This is a genomic window from Scytonema sp. UIC 10036, assembly GCF_009725235.1.
This window is the reverse complement of record NZ_WJFC01000099.1, coordinates 1-20,313: the sequence shown is the minus strand read 5'-3', so window position 1 is coordinate 20,313 and position 20,313 is coordinate 1. Positions and strand designations below refer to the sequence as shown.

Sequence of the window (20,313 nt, the reverse complement as noted above, 5' to 3'; positions counted from 1 at the left end):
CTCACCAACAGTAATCGGTTTGTTTCCTGGTACAGTCACACTAGTGTGTTCAATGAAATGAGATGACTATATATCAATGTTGGAAAATCTATTGGCTATTGACTCAATTGATACAGCTTGATTATCCCTAATTTCTGTTGACCTTAAGCAAAATGTGCTTTCAAGGCTTCAAACCGACAACTAAAGTCGTTATAAAGTATCTTAAGTTGTTTTGAATTAGCTCTATTTTCCCTATATCTCATTTGAAGCTGTTTTGAATTATCTCTAAGTTTTTGAGACCTAACAATAACATGATTACCAAAATCTTTGTTAAAGGATTTTGTTTGAATTGGTAAGTTACTTACCTCGTTCGATTCAGATTTAATCAGTTTGGTGATACTTTCTATCAATCCCTCGGCTGTATCTATGTCAATCCCTTCCAAAATACCAATAGCTAAAGAAACAGATTCCTTATTCCTTGGGTATTTAGAGGTTATCTGATAAATCATGTTTTCAGTTTCTAACATTGCTTTTGTAAGAGATATCGGTTTATACGTATAAGAACGGGTTGTATAATAAGACAAAATTAATCTAAGTAATTGCTTTTCTACAATAGTTAGATGTTCAAGAGTGTATCCGAATGTATTACATAACAGTGTAACTAGGTCACAACTACTTAGATAATTGGACATTCACATACCTCCTTTTGAAAAAATAATACATACGATTTGGAATTTAAGTTTTTGTATCATTTGATTTTGAGTTTTTTGTGAGGAGTGATAGTAAATTGTGATACAGGGTAAATTGCAGTTGAGTGATGAAGGTCAATCGGCACGGTAGGGCTAAAGTGCTTACACAGGAGGAGATACAGCGAATTTTCAACCACGGGCTAGAAAATGACCGTGACCGGACTTTGTTTGGAGTATGCCTGTTTACGGCGTGTCGTATTCGTGAGGCAACTTTCACATCATTCCATTTCAACTAGAGCATCGGTATCGTACTACAAGTGATTTAATGAAAAAATAAAAGCCCTACAAGGTAGAGGATAAAGTATAAGACACATTGTCCCTAAAACCAGTTCTCCCACTGTCAGCCCATGCAAATCACTCTCAACCTCGATGAAGCTCTTCTTGACGAAGCCTTCCAACTTACCAACCTTAGCACTCAAGAAGAAGTGCTTAACCTTGCTCTGCAAGAACTTGTGCGATCGCGTAGAAAGAAAAACCTTCTCGACCTCGCCGGACAAATCCAGTTTACTCCGGACTTCGACCACAAAGCCCTGCGCGAAACGAATCATGCTGCTGATTGATACATCTGTTTGGGTCGGCGTCTTCCGCGATCGCGTTACCCAACAAACCGGACAAAATGTTGGGTTTCGTTCCTCAACCCAACCTACACATTTGCCATCCCATTTCGTTTCGTCGGGAGCATTAGTGACAAGCACTACAACATAGATAAAAGCCTTAGCATAGCTACCTTTTGCCAAAAAGCTTAATAAATTTAAACAATCGGAAACAGCATTTCATCCTTAAGTAGAATTTAACTTTTTATTTATGTTTAGGTAGATTGAGAAATGTATCATACTGCTGACTGTTACTTGGTCTGTAACGGTCAAGCTAGTGTTCAGTTTAGAAGCTCTAGCACTGGTATGGTCAGTCCTTGCACGTCTGATTCTGTAGCTTAACAACTGAATTTATAGTGAACAATTTATCTTGTCCTACTTTAGAAGCACTGGAACCTCTTTCTGGCGCGACGCTAACACAAAAAACCGATACGAGCGCAAAAATTTCTAAACAAGTCATAAGAACTAGCCTTAAGGCATCCACCATAGATGGTATCTTAGCCGCTATCTTTTCCAACATCACGAGTGGTGTGTTGCTGGTGAACTTTCTACTAGAACTAGGTGCAACACCAGTAGAAATTGGGATGCTGTCGTCAATTCCCATGCTAGTAAACTTTTTACAACCACTAGGAGCATTTATTGCAGATCGTACCAAGAGCCGTCATTGGTACGTGCTAGCCATATTTGGGCCATCAAGGCTACTGTGGCTGACTTTATTGTTAGGTATTATGTGGTTGGGTTCGTCCAACAATCATCACCATCAACTGGTAACTTGGACATTAAGTATAATTTTTATCGCTAACGTGTTAGGAGCTTTAGGTTCTTCAGCCTGGTTTAGCTGGATGGCGGCTTTAGTTCCCAAACAGTTGCGGGGCAGATATTTTGGTTTTCGCAATAGTACTGCAAGCCTAACAAACCTCTTGTGTGTACCAGTGCTTGGATTTAGTATATCGGCTTGGCCTGGAGGCACAATTCAAGGTTTTAGTGTGATGTTGTTGGGTGGAGTTGTGGTTGGGATAGCAAGTTTGATGTGTCAGTTTTGGATGCAAGATGTCAATCCGCAAGTCACTCATGTTGAGACTTCACCCAATCAAAAGGAAGACAAATACAGCCAACCTAGAAAGGTCAGTATCTTTAAAGACATCAACTTTCTCAAATTACTACTGTACTTAGGTCTGTGGACTTTTGCAATCAACCTTAGCGCACCGTTCTTCAATCTTTATATGATGAGAAATTTAGCGTTGGATCTAAGTACAGTCACGCTTTACACTAGTTTGGCGGCTGGCGCAAACTTAATCCTGCTAGTGCTGTGGGGTAAGTTGGCTGACAGGATTGGGAATCGTCCGCTTCTACTGTTAGTTGGTATTTTGATAGCAGTTACACCAATATTTTGGCTATTTGCTGGTGCTGATTCAGTTTCTATATGGATATTGTTACCAACAATCCATTTAATAACTGGTGGTTTTATGGCAGCAATTGAGTTATGCAGCAGCAATATTCAAATGTCAGTAGCACCTTTAGATCGTCCTTCTCAGTATTTTGCCATTGCCGCTGCTGTTGCTGGTGTCAGTGGAGGGTTAGGTTCAACTGTTGGTGGCTTTATAGCTGGACTAAATATGCTTGGAGGTTTACCCGGACTGTTTGTGCTTTCGGCTGTTTTACGATTAATTGCTCTGCTACCTTTGCTCGTTGTTCAAGAACCACGCAGCCAGTCACTTGTTGACATTGTGCGAAATGTTTTACCCGCCAAGTCTCAACCTACATTAGTTTCAGAAGTCGAAATTTAGGTTGGTGAGGTACAAAAATTACCCCCCTCTGTCCCCCCTTGGTAAGGGGGGATGAAAGGGGTGTAAATTATTCTATATTGTGGAACGGGCGTCCTCGCCCGTTTATTTTTGCAAATTCAAAGCGCTATGGATTTTGCCATTACAATTAACAGCAATTCCTCAGTACCACTCCACCAACAGCTTTACGAGGAACTGCGCCAAGCCATTCTGAATGGACGATTTTTACCGGGTGGGCGCATTCCTTCCACCCGTCAACTGGCTAAATCTTTGGGCATTTCCCGCACGACTGTAACTCAAACCTACGACCAACTTTTAAGTGAGGGATATATAGAGACTGTTGTGGGTTCCGGTACTTTCGTTTGCTCTCAACTTCCCGATGATTTATTACGTTCAGCACCCGTTCAATCTACCAAAACAAAAACCCGTCCGCCAGTTCAACTCTCTAAATATGGAGTGAGTTTGGCTCAAACAGAAAATGTACCAAGAGTTCCCGAACCGGACTTATTTATTAACTTCCGCTACGGACGACCTGCTTTTGACCAATTTCCCGTAGAACTGTGGCGCAAGTTGCTTTCTCGCTACTGTTGCTCTAACTTGGAATGGCTGGATTATTCAAGGGATATTCTAGGATACAAGCCTTTGCGAGATGAGATCGCACGTTACCTCTCCCGTTCCCGTGCTGTTAATTGCGATCCAGATCGAGTGTTAGTTGTGAACGGGACACAGCAAGCACTTGATTTAATCATGCGTTTGTTCATTGAACCTGGGAACGTTATTGCTATGGAAGACCCCGGTTACTTAAGTGCAAGACTTATTTTTGAAACACAAGGCGCAAAACTTCTACCCGTTATTGTAGATGAGTCTGGTTTGGTAGTTGAAGACTTGGCTCGTGCAAAAGAACAAGTTCGGCTTGTGTATGTCACACCTTCTCACCAATTTCCTACAGGAGCAATACTTTCCCTCCCAAGACGTTTGGAATTACTCACTTGGTCTGGTGCAACTGGGGCGTTTATTATAGAAGATGACTATGACAGTGAATATCGTTATGGAGATCGCCCCATTCCTGCCTTACAAGGTTTGGATAAAAGTGACTCAGTTCTCTACATTGGTACGTTCTCAAAAGTACTATTTCCTTCCCTACGAATTGGCTATTTAGTGTTACCAAAAAGTTTAGTTTCTGTTTTTGCTCGTGCCAAATGGTTAAGCGATCGCCATTTACCATTACTAGAACAACAAGTGCTTGCAGATTTTATTGAGGAAGGGCATTTAGAACGACACATTAGAAAAATGCGAGCCGTTTACGACAAGCGCCGTCAAGTTTTGGTGAAAGCCTTTAACACAAATTTTGGAGAGAAAGCAACGATATTAGGAGAAAAAGCAGGAATCCATTTAATGGTGCGGTTGCAAACACCTTTTAGTGATGAAGAGATTATGCAACGTGCAGGGCGAGCAGGTGTAGGAATCATGTGTGCTGCGCCGCATTATCTTAAACCACATTCAAAAGGTGAGTTTATTTTTGGCTATGGTGAATTAACAGAGATGCAGTTGGTAGAGGGTATTGACAGATTAGCTTACAGTTTGAACAATAATTATTATTAAAAATCTGATTATTACACACTAGCAAAGCCAATGCCCGAAATTAGCCGATTTTTTGGAATTATTATTACTATGTACTATAACGACCATCCTCCGCCACACTTCCATGTTCGCTACAATCAACAAAAAGCTATAGTTAGCATAGAAACATTGGAAATTTTAGAAGGTGAGCTAACCTCTAGGCTCTTTAAACTGGTATTAGAATGGGCTACTTTACATCAATCTGAATTAATGGCAGATTGGGAACTGGCAAGGGATAACCAACCTTTAAACAAAATTTTACCACTGGAGTAAATTGTGTTAAAAGATATAGTCGCAGTTGAACCACAAGAAAATTATCAACTACGCATCTGTTTTGAAGATGGCGTCGAAGGAGTTGTTGATATCAGTAAAATTGTTAAATTTACGGGTGTTTTCGCTCCCTTACAAAATCAAGAAGATTTTGCTCGGGTTGAGGTAAATCGTGAGGTAGGTACCATTCAATGGCCATCGGGAGCAGATCTTGACCCAGATGTGCTTTATGCAATTGTATCGAAAGAACCTATTCCCAATTATCAGTTAAAGGGTTTAGGAGCGTTGGAAAGTGCAAGGGATGTTGCTGATTTTCAAAGTGCTATGACTGAGAGCAATGGAGAGTCTTATTCAGTATCAAATAGGAGTCCTATAACTTGAAACGGCAGTTTCATCATTACAAACTATTGATATCTGTTACGAGATTCCTAGCGATCGCAAAATTCATAAAAAAAGCGGAACTTTAGCAAAAATACTCATTCCCCTCTTTCAATCCTCCTCCTCTTTACTCTGCGTCCTTCGCGTCTTTGCGGTTCAAAACTCCTCTAAACCTGTAACCCCACCATAGCCAAATTCACTAATTCTTCGGCAAAAGCATCATCCAACGGTGCATGCTTCAACAACAACCGATACCAAATCGGACCGAAAATTGCGTCGATCGCTAATTCCAAATTTAAGTCCGAGCGCAATTCACTACGCGCAATTCCTCGTTCTAAAATGATACGTGTGGCTTGTCTGCGGCCCTGCACAAATCTCTCGTGAAATACCTCAGCCACTTCCGGATCTATTTGTGCTTCCGCAATCAGTCCAGAAATAGCAGCACCTGTAGGAGTTTTTGTCAATAGCTCAAACAGTTGTTGTAAAATATTGCATAAATCTTCCCGCACTGAACCTGTATTTGGTGTAGGAATGTTGCTTGTGGCTTGGGCAGCGTAAGCTTCCATAATGACAGCAGCTTTCGAGGACCACCACCGATAGATAGTTTGCTTACCTACTGCCGCACGAGATGCGATCGCCTCAATACAGACACCACCATAACCCTTTTCCTCCAACAATTCCGAAGCAGCCTTAAGAATTGCTTGATGGGAATGCTGATTTCGCCTGCGCGTTGAAGGCGTTTTCGTGGGAGATTTGATTTGAGTGCGGTTGTGTTCTACCTTTTGCGACATAAATAAAGACTGCTTTTTTATAAGACGTTACGGTGCGTCTAATTAAAGTATATGCAAGATTTGAAAAATCTAGTAAACGAGAGAAAACAAGAATTAGATAGATTTCGCAATAATATGCAAGATTAAAGTGACTGAAACTCCGTAAAATACTACAGTGGTGATACTGCAGTACTAACAGCACGAAAGCCACAGCAAGTATAAGATTTGACAACATAAATGAATCACAACGAAACTATGCAGAATCACGACAAAAAGATTGCTTTGGTAACAGGTGCTAACAAGGGGCTGGGTTTTGAAATTAGTCGTCAACTGGCAACAACAGGATTGACTGTTCTTATAGGTGCCAGAGACGAAAACAAAGGGGCTGAAGCTGCCGAAAAGTTACAAGCCCAAGGGTTTGACGTACAATCTATTAAACTGAATGTGAGCGATATCTCCTCTATTGCTACAGCCGCCAAAAATATTGAAGAACGTTTTGGCAAGCTAGATATTTTGATAAACAATGCGGGTGTTTTACATGACGGAGGCGTCAATCCCAGTGACCTTGACGTAAAAGTTTTTAAAGAAACATTTGAGACAAATGTCTTTGGTGCTTTTGCAGTACTGCAAGCAATGCTACCCCTGATTCGCAAGAGCAATGCAGGTCGAATTGTCAATATTTCAAGTACGCTTGGTTCTCTTACAGATACCCTCGATCCAAACTCACACTACTTTCAATACCGAGGTTTAGCTTATCAAGCGTCTAAAACAGCACTTAATGCCATTACGGTACAATTTGCCAAGGAACTCGCGGATACTCCCATCAAAGTCAATTCTGCTTGCCCTGGATGGTTACAAACAGATATGGGTAGTGCGGATGCACCAGGAACAGTAGAAGAAGGGGCTGACACTCCTGTATGGCTCGCTACACTACCAGAAGATGGTCCTACAGGCGGTTTCTTTAATTCGCGCAAGCCCGTTCCTTGGTAATTTTTAGCAGTAAAAATCAGATGAGTCCTTCAAATCCTGTTGCTTTGATTCTCGGTGCCACTGGTAGAACGGGTTCTCAACTCGTTAACCTGTTGGAACAAGACAGTGGTTCAGATAACCTTCAGTTACGTGTTGCCGTTCGCAAACCCGAACAAGCAGAAACTTTTACAAATCGAGGTATCTCTACCGTACATCTTGAGCTTGACCAGATATCTACTTACGAAAAAGCACTACAGGGCGTACAGCGTCTCTTTATGGTTACTGGTTACACCGTAGATATGCTGAGTCAAGGTAAAAACTTGACCGATGCAGCCAAAGATGCAGGCGTTGAGTATATAGTCCACGTAGGGACTTTCCATCAACCCAGTCGTCCACAAACAAAGTTGATTCGTCATTACATTTGGCATCAACTTGTGGAAACTTATATTGAAGCTAGCGGTATTGCTTGGACTCATCTTCTTCCCAACGCATTCATGCAAAACTTCTTTGGCGCTGTGCAAGATGGAAAACTACGTATGTTTTTTGGTCAGGAACGTGTCGGATTGGTAGATTGTTTTGACCTTGCGCGTGTTGCAGGAGCAGCGTTGCGTGCTCCCCAAAAGCACGCGGGGCAAAAGTATTTTCTGAGTGTGGAAGCCCTGACCATGAATGAAGCCGCACAAATTCTTTCAGAAGAACTTGGCAAAGCGATCGCATACGAACCTCTTCTTGCTTCCGATTTGCGAAAGTTACCCATCGGTCAAACAATGGAACCCGCCTACTTTGAGTGCATTGTTCGTCAAATGGAATTACTACAGGCAGGACAACTTCCTGACTTTGCTGATGTTTATCATAATATCCCGCAAATTCTTGGAGAACAACCAACTCTGTTCCGCGACTTTGTCCGAAATAATCTGGCTGCATTCGAGAGTTCTTAGGGCTTCTAAATACAAAAATTATTACGGACATGATATCAGTTCTACCAGTCATGTGACAGCAGAAGCAATTAAAGACTTCTGATATATCTGCATAGATTGAATCAGATTTGGTTCACCATACACAAGTACTGATTTAGGTTGTGAATTCTGAAAACCCACCATTAAGATTAGTACTAGTAGTCCGCCACACCAACTTTGCTGGGTGAGGCAGATTTTATGATACCCTTAGTTTAAGGCTTTGAGGGTAGCATCATGGCAAAAAAGTATACCGTAAATTTGAGTAATGAGGAAGTCGAAAAGCTGCAATCGCTAATCAAAAAGGGTGAGGCGAAAGCTAGAAGCATCACCCGCGCTCACATACTGTTGATGGCAAGTGAAGGCGAGATAGACACAACGATTGCGGAACGCTTGAGAGTACATATTTCGACAGTAGAACGAACCCGTGCAAAGTATGCCCAAGGAAGAATCGAGCAAGCGCTATTTGACCGCCAACATCCTCCCAAACCTCGGAAATTAGATGGTGAACAGGAAGCGTTTTTAGTTGCGACAGCATGTTCAGCACCACCTGATGGCAGAACTTGCTGGACAATGCAACTTTTAGCAGACCGATTAGTAACCATAGGTATTATCGATTTAATTAGCGATGAAACGATACGTCGCACTTTAAAAAAAACGAAATTAAACCGTGGTTAAAGGAACAATGGTGTATCCCCAAAGTGGATGCTGAGTATGTTTTACGAATGGAAAATTTGTTGGATTTATATAGCCAGCCTTACGATCCAAAACGTCCTGTAGTTTGTTTTGATGAGCGTCCATACCAACTTTTAGAAGACGTTAGAGAACCTTTGCCTACTCAACCTAAACAGCCAGAACGCTATGATTATGAGTATCAACGCAATGGTAATGTTAACTTGTTTGCTTGCTTTCAACCGTTAATTGGGTGGCGACATATTGAGGTGACTGAGCAACGTACTAAGGCTGATTTTGCATTGCAAATGAAAAATTTAGTAGATATATATTTTCCAGATGCTGAAGTAATTCGTCTAGTATTAGATAATTTAAACACCCATAATCTCGCTGCTTTATATGAAGTTTTTCAACCCCAAGAAGCACGTAGAATTGTAGAAAAATTAGAGTTGCACTACACCCCCAAACATGCTTCTTGGCTAAATCAAGTTGAAATTGAATTATCTGTATTGTCTCGTCAGTGTTTAGAACGACGAATTAGCGATCGCACGATTCTGGAGTTTGAGATTGCCGCTTGGGAAAAACAGCGTAACCAAGAAAAAGCAAGTGTCAATTGGTGCTTTAAAACCACTGATGCACGTAGAAAGATGGGACGCTTATATCCATCTTTTTCACCCAGCAAAGTTGGTGTGGTGGACTACTAGTGGTCCACCACATTAATTTTGATGGGCTGTGACCTCGTTCCCTGGTGGAGCCTGGGAACGTTAAACGGAGGGGTTCTCGTCCTCCCAAATTATTTTGATAGAATCTTTAACTACAGAGTTAGACGCTTGGGAATCAATTGCAGCCAATACAGATTTTTCTATTTGATTTATGAAATACACGTTTGGTGGGCTGTCTTCCCTACCTACAGTACTTCAATTACTATGATTTTAGGGGTTTACTATGCCAAAAACGTATACGCGCAACATGGGAATTATCACGACTACAATTATTATCACCAATTTAGTGGATGAAATTTTGGCAGAGCGAGGTTTTATCCCTCAAGAGCAAATTCGTTCTGTGACTCTTGATAATGTTTTAGTTGATACTGGAGCAACGCGTCTTTGCCTGCCCGCAGATATTATTACTGAATTAGGTTTACCATTAGCGGGAGAAATTGATGTCAAAACTCCTGTGGGTATACGTAAAACTAAGCTTTTTAAACGCGTAAGTCTGACAGTGGAAGGTCGAAAAGGTGAATTCACCTGTACAGAATTGGCTGGTGGAGAAGACCGGCTTCTTGGCTTAATCCCACTTGAAGAATTGGGATTACAACCTGATGTTATCAATCAACGGCTAATTGTGCTTCCCGAACAGGGTCTAGGCGGAACTGGGGGTCTATCGGTAAACTTCTTGCCTAGCGCTAGTTTCTTCTCTTTCTTAATTTCCCACTTTTTGTAATTAGAATACCAAGACTTAACAACTCCAAATGCTTTCTTTATGCAAGCCCGACGCATATCAGATGGAACATCATCAAGCATGGGAAATTGAACTTCTGCTCGATTCTTGTTTCTAATTGTTAGTCCTTCTAGAACGACATATAAGTCATCGGATCTGGTTTCGAGTAAGGAGAGATCGGCGAGCAGAATGTCTGCATAAAAATTAGTAACTTCTGCGTACTTCTTGTGAGTAGAGATAATGTAATTGGCAATATTGTCTTTGTATGACACATCATCTACTACCCATAGCTTAATTGTTTTTTGAGACTCAATATGTCCCTTTTTTCTCCGAGTTTTCTTATTTGCCATTCTCGTCATCACCTCCTTTTATTAGCAACTATCAATAGTATACCATCTCTAGTTGTCCTTTTCAGAAATATCAGCCAGCTTTACAGAATCTTCATCTTGAGTAGACTCCTTGACAGCAGTCTTACGAATGCTTTTCTCGTATTTACGGAGAAAATACAGCTTAGCACTGAATGAGTGTAGGATTGTCAAGATATCTTGGACTAATTCCTGCTGTGGAGATAATTTAGACTCATTCAGTACGGTAACTTTACAATCAAATTGAGCGCATAGCCAAACAATCAAATCAAATCCAAAACGGCTAAGTCTGTCATGATAAGCTACTACTATTTCCTTAACTTCCCCTTTGATTACTCGCTCTAGGATGGAGAGTAATTTACGTCGTTTAAAATTTCATCCTGAACCAATTTCTGAAATGACTTCGCTCTCGCCGCAATTCATTCTGAGAAAGTCAATTTGAGTCTGTAAATCAGCTTTTTGAGAATGAGTAGAGACTCTAGCATACAGGACAACTGCTCTCTCATCTTCCCCAATCATTTTCTTGAGAGTAGTTAGATCGTAACGTCTATGTCCAGATGCAGATTTAATATAAGTTATCTTACCTTCTTCTGCCCAATTAGCTAAAGTTTTTGTATGAAACCCAGTAATTCTTGATGCCTCTTGAGGTGTAATATATGGCATAATTTCCGAATAATCGTTCTTTATCTATTATATAGCGATTATTCCGATTTATTCCAATATTCACCTATTAGCTAAAATGTCGGGATACGTATCACGCTATTCTATAAATGTTATGCCGCGCTTGATAGTAAGTTGCTTTTTTAGGGATAGAGGAACTAAACCCAACATTGGCAGACATTTGTTGGGTTTCACTATCATTCAACCCAACCTACAAAAATTCTGCCTCGCGTTACAGATCGATACAGGAGGCGGAGCCTCCCAATAGGCATTCCCAGGCGGAGCCTGGGAACGAGGTGAGGGGTCTGTTTCATCCACTTGCTAATTCTTCACAGCTTCTTGCTTTTGTTGTTTAATTTGCAAAGCTGCAAACAATCGATTCAGTGCATTTACGTAAGCTTGTGCTGATGCTACGATAATGTCGGTGTTGGCTGCATGACCTGAGAAAACTCGGTCTTCATATTTAAGACGGATGGTCACTTCCCCAAGTGCATCAATGCCAGCTGTGACTGATTGTACGGAAAACTCAATCAATTGATTTGGTACGTTGACGACACGGTTGATTGCTTTATACACTGCATCCACAGGTCCGGTACCAATGGCGGCATCCATTAATTCTGCTCCTTCTGGGGTGCGTATAGTCACTGTTGCTGTGGGACGAGCGTTGCTACCGCACGAAACTTGTACAAGTTCTAACCGGAATAAGTCGGGAGCTTGTTGAATTTCATCATTAACAATAGCTTCTAAATCCCAATCCGTAATTTCTTTCTTTTTATCCGCAATCTCCTTAAAGCGAACAAACGCCTTGTTTAATTCAGTTTCTGTGAGTTCGTATCCCAATTCTCTCAAGCGAGTGCGGAAAGCGTTTCTTCCGGAATGTTTGCCCAAGACAATTTGATTTTCTGTTAATCCAATCAGTTGGGCATCCATAATTTCGTAGGTGAGCTTGTTTTTTAGCACACCATCTTGGTGAATTCCAGATTCGTGGGCAAAAGCGTTTGCTCCCACTATTGCCTTATTTGGCTGAACTAGCATCCCTGTTAAATTGGACACTAAGCGTGACGTTTTGTAAATTTGTCTTGTGTCAATATTTGTTAACGGTTCTTCTGATTCGACTGGTCGTCCTAAGAAGGGGTTAAAGAATTGTCTCCGGACGTGCAATGCCATGACTAATTCTTCGAGTGCTGCGTTTCCCGCACGTTCGCCAATACCGTTAATGGTACATTCTAACTGTCTTGCACCATTTTTCACCGCTTCTAAAAAGTTGGCAACTGCCAAACCTAAATCGTTATGCCCGTGGACGGAAATAATGGCTTTATCTATATTGGGAACATTGTCTTTGATTCCCTTGATGAGGGCACCAAATTCGCTAGGAGTTGTGTAACCCACTGTGTCAGGAATATTGACTGTGGTTGCTCCTGCTGCGATCGCTCGTTCTAACACTTCATAAAGAAATTCCGGTTCGGAGCGTCCTGCATCTTCTGGAGAGAATTCTACATTATCTATAAAGCTCTTGGCATAAGCAACCATTTCTTCCGTAATTGCCAAGACTTCTGCTTTAGTTTTTTTCAGTTTGTACTTGAGATGAATATCACTTGTGGCAATAAAAGTGTGAATTCTACCTTTTACAGCAGGTTCGATCGCTTTGGCTGCTGCTTTGATATCATCATGCCGCGCTCTTGCCAAACTGCAAATCACCGGACCATCTTCCGTTCCCACTGTTTGAGCAATCTTGCTTACTGCTTCAAAATCCCCAGGGCTGGCAAAGGCAAACCCCGCTTCAATAATGTCTACACCCAAACGGGCGAGTTGTTTGGCTATAGCTAGTTTTTCATCAATGTTCAGAGTCGCACCCGGACACTGCTCCCCATCTCGGAGTGTCGTGTCGAAAATGATGATTCGTTCTGGTTTGTTCTTCATTTGCCGCTTATTGTTAAGTTTTTACTTGTGGCTTAAAATACCGTCTTTCTTACTTTTTCTGCTACTAACATATGTTAATAAATACTAAGCATCTACTTTTTCTATTAGGTCGCGAATATCGTTCAAATCTATATATCTGTCGGTAGCATTACGTAATTCTCTGGCTATCATTCCTTCTGTGGATACTACTGTAATATGGGTGTTTTTAGAACGCAGTAGCTCAATTGCTCTTTCAAAATCTCCATCTCCACTAAATAGTACTACTCTGTCATACTGATCTACTGTATTAAACATATCTACTACAATTTCTATATCTAAATTCGCTTTTTGCGAGTAGCGACCTGAGGAATCATCATAATATTCTTTTAAAATCTTAGTTCTGACTGTATAACCCAAGCTAATTAAAGCGTCTCTGAATCCTCGTTGATCCTGCGGATCTTTTAAGCCCGTGTACCAGAATGCATTAATTAACGTTGTCTCTGACTGTTCGTTTTTGAAATATTCCAACACCCGCCTCGGGTCAAAAAACCAGCCATTTTTTTGCTGAGCATAGAACATATTGTTTCCGTCTACAAATATAGACAGACGATTCATCGGGGAACCCATAGTAAAGTTACACCTAATAATATAAAAGAATTTAGATTGAACAATAGATTATAGCAATTATAAAATGGCTATCTTGCTAATATCTATAAAATATATTGTCATATATAGCTTTTATTTAACCTCTCGCATATCAGAAAATTTGCTGAACATTGAAGTAGGTATGCCCCTAAGCGCTCTTGGTACTAACCTTTTTACACAAGTACACTCAGGAGAACCCGCAATCTAAAATCTACCAATAAAAGAGATGGCATAGCAGCATTGTTTGCTCTATACCTGTCAAGTTTACTCCTAAAGAGGTATGAAGTAGGCTCATAGCCTTCAGGTATTCACAAGACGAGATTTATAGCTTTCGTCATAGAAGTTAAAATATAGGAGAGCACTGACTACTCTTACACGATTGTTAAAACGAGCGTGCAAACAATGACGGCACATTTCAGTACAGTTCGTGCTTATCCTTACCTCTACAATACTGTAGATTTATGGGAATGCCCTCTGAGCGCATCTACTCGGTCTAATTATATAGCGCTTTCCAAATAAACACTTGTAGAGATTTTTCTTATTTACAGCCAAGTGTGGTTCCGTATAAAGTAGCTTAGTAATGACTGCTGGCTGCTCCGAATCTGAAACAGCAGTAGTTGGGGGTGCAGATACGGTGCAGAAACGAAGAGCTTGATGTTACACATAAGTAAACCAGCATTTTTTGTATGGCAGAAAAACCTCAATCTACAACTAAACCATATGTCGAGGCTGCCAATCGACCGCTATCACGCCTGACGAAAGCAACTTCGACCTTGGTAGCACGCCGCTCAAAACTGTTAGCTCGCGTGGGGCACGCCCTGGCTGGCACTTCAGTCGTCGGCGCGGCTTTGCTTTCAGCTTTTAATACTAATTTCACTCAATTCATGGAAAACCAGGCGCAAAGCCTGTTCTATTTAATCCGGGGACCGATAGTTCCTCCAAAAAACATCGTGATTTTGGCGATTGATGAACAGTCCATCTCTATTGGCGAACAGTATTATAAAACCAATCCCCAAGAATTTTCTTACTTAGAACCACTGAGATCTTTTCCTTTTAAGCGTGCTGCATACGCCCAAGTGATTGAAAAATTAGTGAAAGCTGGCGCACGCTCTGTTGCCGTAGATGTCGTTTTTGATACGCCAAGTACTTATGGAGGAGATGATGATAAGGCTTTGCAACAATCATTGCAAGTCTATGGTAGCAAGGTGACTTTAGCAGCACTGTACGAAAATTTTGCAACACATCAAGGTGCATTTATGCAACTGACGCAACCCCAACAGATGTTTCAAGTGGGATCTGTGGGAGTGGGTTCGGTTAATTTTCCCTTAGAAATAAATGGTAAAGTTCACAGATTGGCGAGCGAGTTTTCTAAGTCCATAGGAGAAGGTGATACTTTAACAGAGAAAGTTCTTTCCTTTGATGAGGCAGCTCTGAGAGCAGCTCAAGTAAATTATCCTCCACCAAAGGGCGATCGCGTACATTTCTACGGACCACCAGGGACATTTGAGCAAATTCCCTTTTGGTTCGTACTAGATCCAAAAAATTGGAACAGTTATTTACAGCAAGGAAAGTTTTTTGAAGATAAAATTGTCCTGATCGGCGCAACAGCCCAGTTGGCAAATGACTATCATTCGGCGGCGGCGGCTAGAGGTTTGTTGCAACCTGAAAAAATGGCAGGGGTAGAAATTCACGCAAACGCCATCGCAACTCTCATGGAAAACAAAGCGATCGCAGAAGCAATCCCCAGCCCTGAAGGACGCGGTTTATTTGTGCTTTTTTTATTAGGTGGATCTGCTGCACTTATTTCTTGGAAGCAGAGGGGCGCAGTTAGATTTCTTTCCAGTATTGGTCTTGCCGCAATCTGGGGAGGAATTAGTTACGTAAGCTTTGTATCTGGGCTACTGATTTTACCTACAGCCATACCCATTATGGGAATTATAACTGTTGGACTTGTCTATTTGGGAACTGAATTTGTCAAGGAAATTGCCAGAAGAAGCCAATTGCTAGATATTTTCCGGAAATATTCCTCGCACCGTGTTGTTCAAGAAATTCTCAGCCAGCAAGAGGATTTAAAAGACTTGATCCAGCAAAGGGAGATGGCGATCTCAGGAAAAATTTTGGATGGTCGCTACAAAATTGTCAAAGTTTTGGGTGCAGGCGGATTTAGTGAAACCTATATTGCCGAAGATATTAAACTTCCCGGCCATCCTCAATGTGTTGTAAAGCAGCTAAAACCAGCGAATAGTAAACCAGAACAGTTGGCAATTGCCAGACGTTTATTTACTTCAGAAGCCCAAACCCTTCAAAAATTGGGTAATCACGAGCAAATACCAAAGTTGTTAGCCTACTTTGAAGAGGAAGAAGAATTTTACGTGATTCAAGAGTATATAGAAGGCCATGCTCTCAGTCAGGAATTAGTAAGCGGCAGACCTCTTCATGAAATAGCTGTTGTTCATATTTTACGGGACTTACTGCAAACATTAACCTTTGTTCACAGAAATAACGTCATTCATCGAGATATTAAACCCAGTAACATTATTCGACGCAATTCAGATGGTAAGTTAGTCCTAATTGACTTTGGAGCCGTCAAAGAAATGACCACACAATTGCTTGACGGTTCAGAGCAAACAGCCTTTACCATCGGCATTGGTACTAAAGGCTATGCACCAAGCGAGCAGTGTTATGGACGTCCCCAATTCAGCAGTGATATTTATGCAGTCGGTATGATTGGTATTAAAGCCCTAACGGGTATGGCCCCTCACGATCTTGAAAGAGATGTCAATGGAGAAGTGAAATGGGTTGATAAGGCACAAGTCAACGTTTCTCTAGCAAATTTTCTTAGTAAAATGGTACGCGAAGATTTTCAACAACGCTACCAATCGGCATTAGAGGCACTTAAGGCATTAGAAGAGTTAGAAATCACTGAGAGAACGCCGCCTACCTGGTCACGCGAAGAATTACCTACAGATACCCTTTATCTGGAAGATTCAGACACCCCAACTACACCTTGGTCGGGAATATCTGATGAAAGTTCCCAATCAACTGTCAAGATAAGGGATTAGGGATTGAGGAAGAGAAGTTTTCATCCTTAATTGTGAGCAAGCTCGTCTTGCAAGTAGGCACTGGCGACTGGAAATCAGTTCCCAATTGCCAATCACCAATACCTTTTTCATGAATAGCACGAGATATCTCACCGCACCTCTAAACGCAAGCGAAGGGTGGGTAGTTTACTCAAGTACTTGGTTTCCAGGAAGTTTGCTCTGGTCTCGGAATTGGCAATGACGTGGGTGGTTGTATTGCCGATGGGCTTGGCAGCTCTACAGGTGCGGGTGCGGGTGCTGGCGCTGGCGCTACAGGTGCAGGTGCAGGTGCAGGTGCTGGCGCTGGCGCTACAGGTGCTGTTGACACTGGTGGTACCGCAGGTGGCGACGCGGGTGCGGGTGCTGGCGCTGGCGCTACAGGTGCTGTTGACACTGGTGGTACCACAGGTGCGGGTGCTACAGGTACGGGTGCTACAGGTACGGGTGCTACAGGTACGGGTGCTACAGGTACGGGTACTACAGGTACGGGTGCTACAGATGCGGGTGCTACAGGTGCAGGTGCGGGCACTACAGGTGCGGGTGCTGTTGACACTGGTGGAGGTGGTTGTGATGGCGTAGCAAGCTGTGGCTGGGACGAACTAGGTTCAGTTGGATTTGTTGGAGTGGGGTTGCTAGTAGGATTATTTGAACTCGCTGGATTGCTGGGTTGATTGCCTCCATTGGGTGAGTTTGGCGCTCCTGATGGATTTTCTCCACTGTCCAATCGCTCATCATTATTAGATACAACTTGCCCTGTTTCAATAAATGTACTAACAGGAGCATCATCTCTACTAGCGTTATTAAGTAGATCTTGAGAAGCAGTGGTTGACCTCAAGAAAGAAGGATTTTCCACAACCCCTTCACCAATGAGAGGTTGCTGTGCGGCAAGAGCGGCAGCCGTTTCTGCTTGAACACTCGCGATCGCTGGATCTGTACTGGGTACACCAGTTTTTAGGGGCAAATCCAGCCCCCGAACTAAATCGCTTGTATCATAAAAAGTTCTTAAATCAAAATCATACAAACCTTGAAATTTCCCCTTGACAACAACCATCAGTTGCCCAGCCTGAAGCTCCTTTCGTTGAGAAGCATCCTTATTAAAAACTTCAATGCCGCTAGTTGTTAATGCACCAACAATTGTGGTCTCTGTGCTTGGATCGTAACGTACAAATAATGCTGAACCGCGAATTGCTGCTGCGGCATTTGGAGTGTTTACCCGTGTTTGACCTTTTCCCGGTGGAATCAGTAACAGTACAGTTCCGTTTTTCAAGCTAAAATAACGCGTTCTCGGTAAGAAGCGAAATACGGCTTGTTCCCCTATCCGAGCTAAAGAACCATCGTTGAAGCGCAAGCCTGCTAAAGAAGATCTTCCCGTAGACAACCCATCACCAGGCGTCATGGCATCCGACTGACGCGCTTGACGCTTCGGTCGATTCTGGGGCATGAGTTGTACTAAGTTGCGAAGTTCCTGAATGACGGCCTGAGTTAGAGGAGTGGCTGCACTTGCCCGATTTGGTAAAGGCATTACCACAACTTCCATGACACTAATCACCAGTAATATAGATAACTTGCGTAACATCGTTTGGAGCCTCGGATATTTATACTGAACCAAAGCAGTAAGAATGGATTTTAGTGTAATATTTTCAACCTGCGATCTGTTATAGCAATATTTTTCCGTAAATTTGCTTAAATCCAATGAACTATTCGTATTTATGAAGTACGTGTAAATACCTTCCATAAAATGTTAAGTTATTTTAAGAAAAAAACAAATCTTAAACAATACATTGTAGAATTCATAGCTTCTGATGAACAAATAGGTAATGGTTATCACGTGCTATTACTGAAGTTTTAGAGGAGAAGTTACATCTCCACAAAACTTAAAGTCCATATTTAGGTCTTATTTTGCTAAAAAAGATTTCGCATGCAACCCAATGGCTGGAAAAACTTGCTCTTCCGGATTCTACTAGCCAGTAGTACAACCTGGTGCTGTTTTAACAAAGTAGATGCGGTGTGGGCTGCAAATTCCCATATTCAAGATGAGAATCATCAACTAGTATTAAGGATACCATCTTTAGAGATTATACGCGTAACTGACTCAAGCGACGACACCAGTGAGCAACTCCTATTACAGGAACAATTACAAAGTTTCCATAAAAAAATTGAAAAAACCCTGCTGCCTCCAAAATTGCTACTCTCAACGGCAGCAGATGTTGAACTTTGCGTTCTTCATTGTAGTGAAGTTCTCAATTCAAACGTACAAGCACAGGCAGATACAACCCAACCACCAGCATCTCCGACACCTCCAGAACAACCACAACCAGCACCTGTACCAGAGACGACCCCTCCAGAAGCACCATCTCCTCAAATTAATACACCAGTCGCTCCCCCTCAGCTGGAAAATCCTCAGCTCGAAGGGCAACCGGGCAATTTTACTGACCCGTCCAGTTCACCGCAAATAGAGCAACGCCTGCAATCACCTGAAATAGAACGCAAACAACGACTGGAGAGACTACAGCAACTACTGAAAAAAAATCCAGAAACTGAAGATCGTGATGAAGAATTGGGTAGACTGCTAGTTCGAGAAAAGCCATTGGAACAATTACCGCTTCCACCCCAAGCAAAGCCTGTCATCCAAGCAAAACCAGTAGGATTTCTATTTGGTCGGGTTGGCTACTTTCTAACCAGTAATATTTTTTCCTCAGAAGTCGATCCAAAACAAGATGGCTTAATCTATACAGGATTGTCTCTAGCTTCTGCGCCTCTACGCCTTGGGCCTAAAACTTATTTAAATGCGTCAATTGATGGAAATCTGATTCGTTATGTAGACGAATCTAAGTACAATTACAATCAAATAAGATTTAACGCTAGTGTCTACCAACAACTATCACCACGAATGTATGGAGAATTTGGTTGGAGCAATCAACAGTTTTTCTATGCCAGAAACGGCAGTTTTTATAGTGCAGGAGACCGTTTCCTTAACGAAAATTCCGTCCAATTGTCTTTTGGGAGGCGAGACCCTCTCACGCCTAAATTAATGCTAGATACTTTTTATGAACTAAGAGCTAGTTTTACTAACCCTCCGAGCAATCAAGATAATCGCGATCGCATCTCTAATACCTTATGGGTTTCTTTAAACTACTACTGGCAAAAAACACTTCAAGTAGGTCTGAACTACCAATTTAGTTTGTCAGACTTTACCCGTCGCGAAAGACAAGACGAATACCATCGCATATACGGTCACTTGACTTATGGAATATCCACCTATACAAACCTCAGTTTACAAGGTGGTGTAAATTTAGGTGGTTCTACCGAGCAAAACATTGATTTTAATGGCTGGTTCTTCACAATTAATTACAATTTGGAATTGGGGAGATTTTGAAATTGGTTAGTGGTTAGTTGATAGTTGATAGTTGTTAGAGGATGTTTGAAAAGTCATGATTGATGTATCAAATATTTTTTACCCCACCCTAACCCTCCCCTTATAAAGGGG

At 41.8% G+C, this 20,313-nt stretch carries 18 protein-coding genes and 2 pseudogenes; 13 read left to right on the top strand and 7 right to left on the bottom strand.

The window, feature by feature from the left end; translation table 11 throughout:
• Window positions 1-143: 143 nt before the first annotated feature.
• Window positions 144-506 carry a hypothetical protein gene (locus F7734_RS35120; RefSeq protein WP_155749134.1) on the bottom strand — a complete coding sequence of 121 codons (363 nt, stop codon included), beginning with the start codon at window positions 504-506 and terminating at the stop codon, window positions 144-146.
• A gap of 290 nt (window positions 507-796) precedes the next feature.
• Here F7734_RS35120 and F7734_RS64160 point away from each other — a divergent pair.
• The 7 genes and pseudogenes from F7734_RS64160 to F7734_RS35085 all read left to right on the top strand — a co-directional run.
• A pseudogene (locus F7734_RS64160) lies at window positions 797-934 on the top strand (site-specific integrase); the annotation flags it as partial.
• Between the two features lie 141 nt (window positions 935-1,075).
• Window positions 1,076-1,288, top strand: a complete 213-nt coding sequence (locus tag F7734_RS35110) for a type II toxin-antitoxin system VapB family antitoxin (protein WP_155749133.1) — start codon at window positions 1,076-1,078, stop codon at window positions 1,286-1,288.
• Window positions 1,275-1,433, top strand: coding sequence for a hypothetical protein (locus tag F7734_RS35105; RefSeq protein ID WP_155749132.1), 159 nt, complete (start codon window positions 1,275-1,277; stop codon window positions 1,431-1,433). Before F7734_RS35110 ends, F7734_RS35105 begins: the two co-directional genes overlap by 14 nt.
• A 244-nt stretch (window positions 1,434-1,677) precedes the next feature.
• Window positions 1,678-3,108 (top strand): MFS transporter, encoded by a 1,431-nt coding sequence (locus F7734_RS35100; RefSeq protein ID WP_166482342.1) that lies wholly within the window; start codon window positions 1,678-1,680, stop codon window positions 3,106-3,108.
• A 126-nt stretch (window positions 3,109-3,234) separates the two neighbouring features.
• The gene (locus tag F7734_RS35095; RefSeq protein ID WP_155749131.1) at window positions 3,235-4,707 is read left to right on the top strand and encodes a PLP-dependent aminotransferase family protein; all 1,473 of its coding nucleotides are present in this window, start codon (window positions 3,235-3,237) and stop codon (window positions 4,705-4,707) included.
• Window positions 4,708-4,737: 30 nt separating this feature from the next.
• Window positions 4,738-4,998: a DUF4160 domain-containing protein gene (locus F7734_RS35090; protein ID WP_155749130.1), complete on the top strand. Its 261-nt coding sequence runs from the start codon at window positions 4,738-4,740 to the stop codon at window positions 4,996-4,998.
• A gap of 3 nt (window positions 4,999-5,001) precedes the next feature.
• On the top strand, window positions 5,002-5,376 hold the full coding sequence (locus tag F7734_RS35085) for a DUF2442 domain-containing protein (protein ID WP_166482341.1): 375 nt from the start codon (window positions 5,002-5,004) through the stop codon (window positions 5,374-5,376).
• A gap of 164 nt (window positions 5,377-5,540) precedes the next feature.
• Here F7734_RS35085 and F7734_RS35080 read toward each other — a convergent pair whose 3' ends face one another.
• Window positions 5,541-6,164: a TetR/AcrR family transcriptional regulator gene (locus F7734_RS35080; RefSeq protein WP_155749129.1), complete on the bottom strand. Its 624-nt coding sequence runs from the start codon at window positions 6,162-6,164 to the stop codon at window positions 5,541-5,543.
• Window positions 6,165-6,398: 234 nt separating this feature from the next.
• Between F7734_RS35080 and F7734_RS35075 the strand changes: the two genes are divergently transcribed.
• The 4 genes from F7734_RS35075 (at window position 6,399) to F7734_RS35060 (ending at window position 10,180) form a co-directional block, all read left to right on the top strand.
• Entirely contained in the window at window positions 6,399-7,133 is a 735-nt protein-coding gene (locus tag F7734_RS35075) for an SDR family oxidoreductase (RefSeq protein WP_155749128.1), read from the top strand.
• A gap of 20 nt (window positions 7,134-7,153) precedes the next feature.
• A complete protein-coding gene (locus F7734_RS35070) occupies window positions 7,154-8,050 on the top strand; it encodes an NmrA family NAD(P)-binding protein (RefSeq protein ID WP_155749127.1) in 897 nt (298 codons plus the stop codon).
• Window positions 8,051-8,302: 252 nt separating this feature from the next.
• A protein-coding gene (locus tag F7734_RS35065; RefSeq protein WP_243147252.1) for an IS630 family transposase occupies window positions 8,303-9,441 on the top strand; the annotation gives its coding sequence in 2 pieces (ribosomal slippage) (window positions 8,303-8,723 and window positions 8,723-9,441; 1,140 coding nt in all).
• A 241-nt stretch (window positions 9,442-9,682) separates the two neighbouring features.
• Window positions 9,683-10,180: an aspartyl protease gene (locus F7734_RS35060; RefSeq protein WP_243147251.1), complete on the top strand. Its 498-nt coding sequence runs from the start codon at window positions 9,683-9,685 to the stop codon at window positions 10,178-10,180.
• 395 nt (window positions 10,181-10,575) lie between these two features.
• On the opposite strand, the pseudogene F7734_RS62350 reads toward F7734_RS35060, so the two are convergent.
• The 4 genes and pseudogenes from F7734_RS62350 to F7734_RS35045 all read right to left on the bottom strand — a co-directional run.
• Window positions 10,576-10,899, bottom strand: a pseudogene (locus F7734_RS62350) (recombinase family protein); the annotation flags it as partial.
• An 18-nt stretch (window positions 10,900-10,917) separates the two neighbouring features.
• Window positions 10,918-11,205 (bottom strand): MerR family DNA-binding transcriptional regulator, encoded by a 288-nt coding sequence (locus tag F7734_RS62345; RefSeq protein WP_207714194.1) that lies wholly within the window; start codon window positions 11,203-11,205, stop codon window positions 10,918-10,920.
• 318 nt (window positions 11,206-11,523) lie between these two features.
• Window positions 11,524-13,122: a 2-isopropylmalate synthase gene (locus F7734_RS35050; protein ID WP_155749126.1), complete on the bottom strand. Its 1,599-nt coding sequence runs from the start codon at window positions 13,120-13,122 to the stop codon at window positions 11,524-11,526.
• Window positions 13,123-13,206: 84 nt separating this feature from the next.
• On the bottom strand, window positions 13,207-13,728 hold the full coding sequence (locus tag F7734_RS35045) for an NYN domain-containing protein (protein ID WP_038074984.1): 522 nt from the start codon (window positions 13,726-13,728) through the stop codon (window positions 13,207-13,209).
• Between the two features lie 704 nt (window positions 13,729-14,432).
• On the opposite strand from F7734_RS35045, the gene F7734_RS35040 reads away from it, so the two are divergent.
• On the top strand, window positions 14,433-16,808 hold the full coding sequence (locus F7734_RS35040; RefSeq protein WP_155749125.1) for a serine/threonine-protein kinase: 2,376 nt from the start codon (window positions 14,433-14,435) through the stop codon (window positions 16,806-16,808).
• Window positions 16,809-16,977: 169 nt separating this feature from the next.
• Here F7734_RS35040 and F7734_RS35035 read toward each other — a convergent pair whose 3' ends face one another.
• A complete protein-coding gene (locus F7734_RS35035) occupies window positions 16,978-18,402 on the bottom strand; it encodes a FecR family protein (RefSeq protein WP_155749124.1) in 1,425 nt (474 codons plus the stop codon).
• Window positions 18,403-18,744: 342 nt separating this feature from the next.
• Between F7734_RS35035 and F7734_RS35030 the strand changes: the two genes are divergently transcribed.
• Window positions 18,745-20,202 (top strand): hypothetical protein, encoded by a 1,458-nt coding sequence (locus F7734_RS35030; RefSeq protein ID WP_155749123.1) that lies wholly within the window; start codon window positions 18,745-18,747, stop codon window positions 20,200-20,202.
• Window positions 20,203-20,313: the final 111 nt, after the last annotated feature.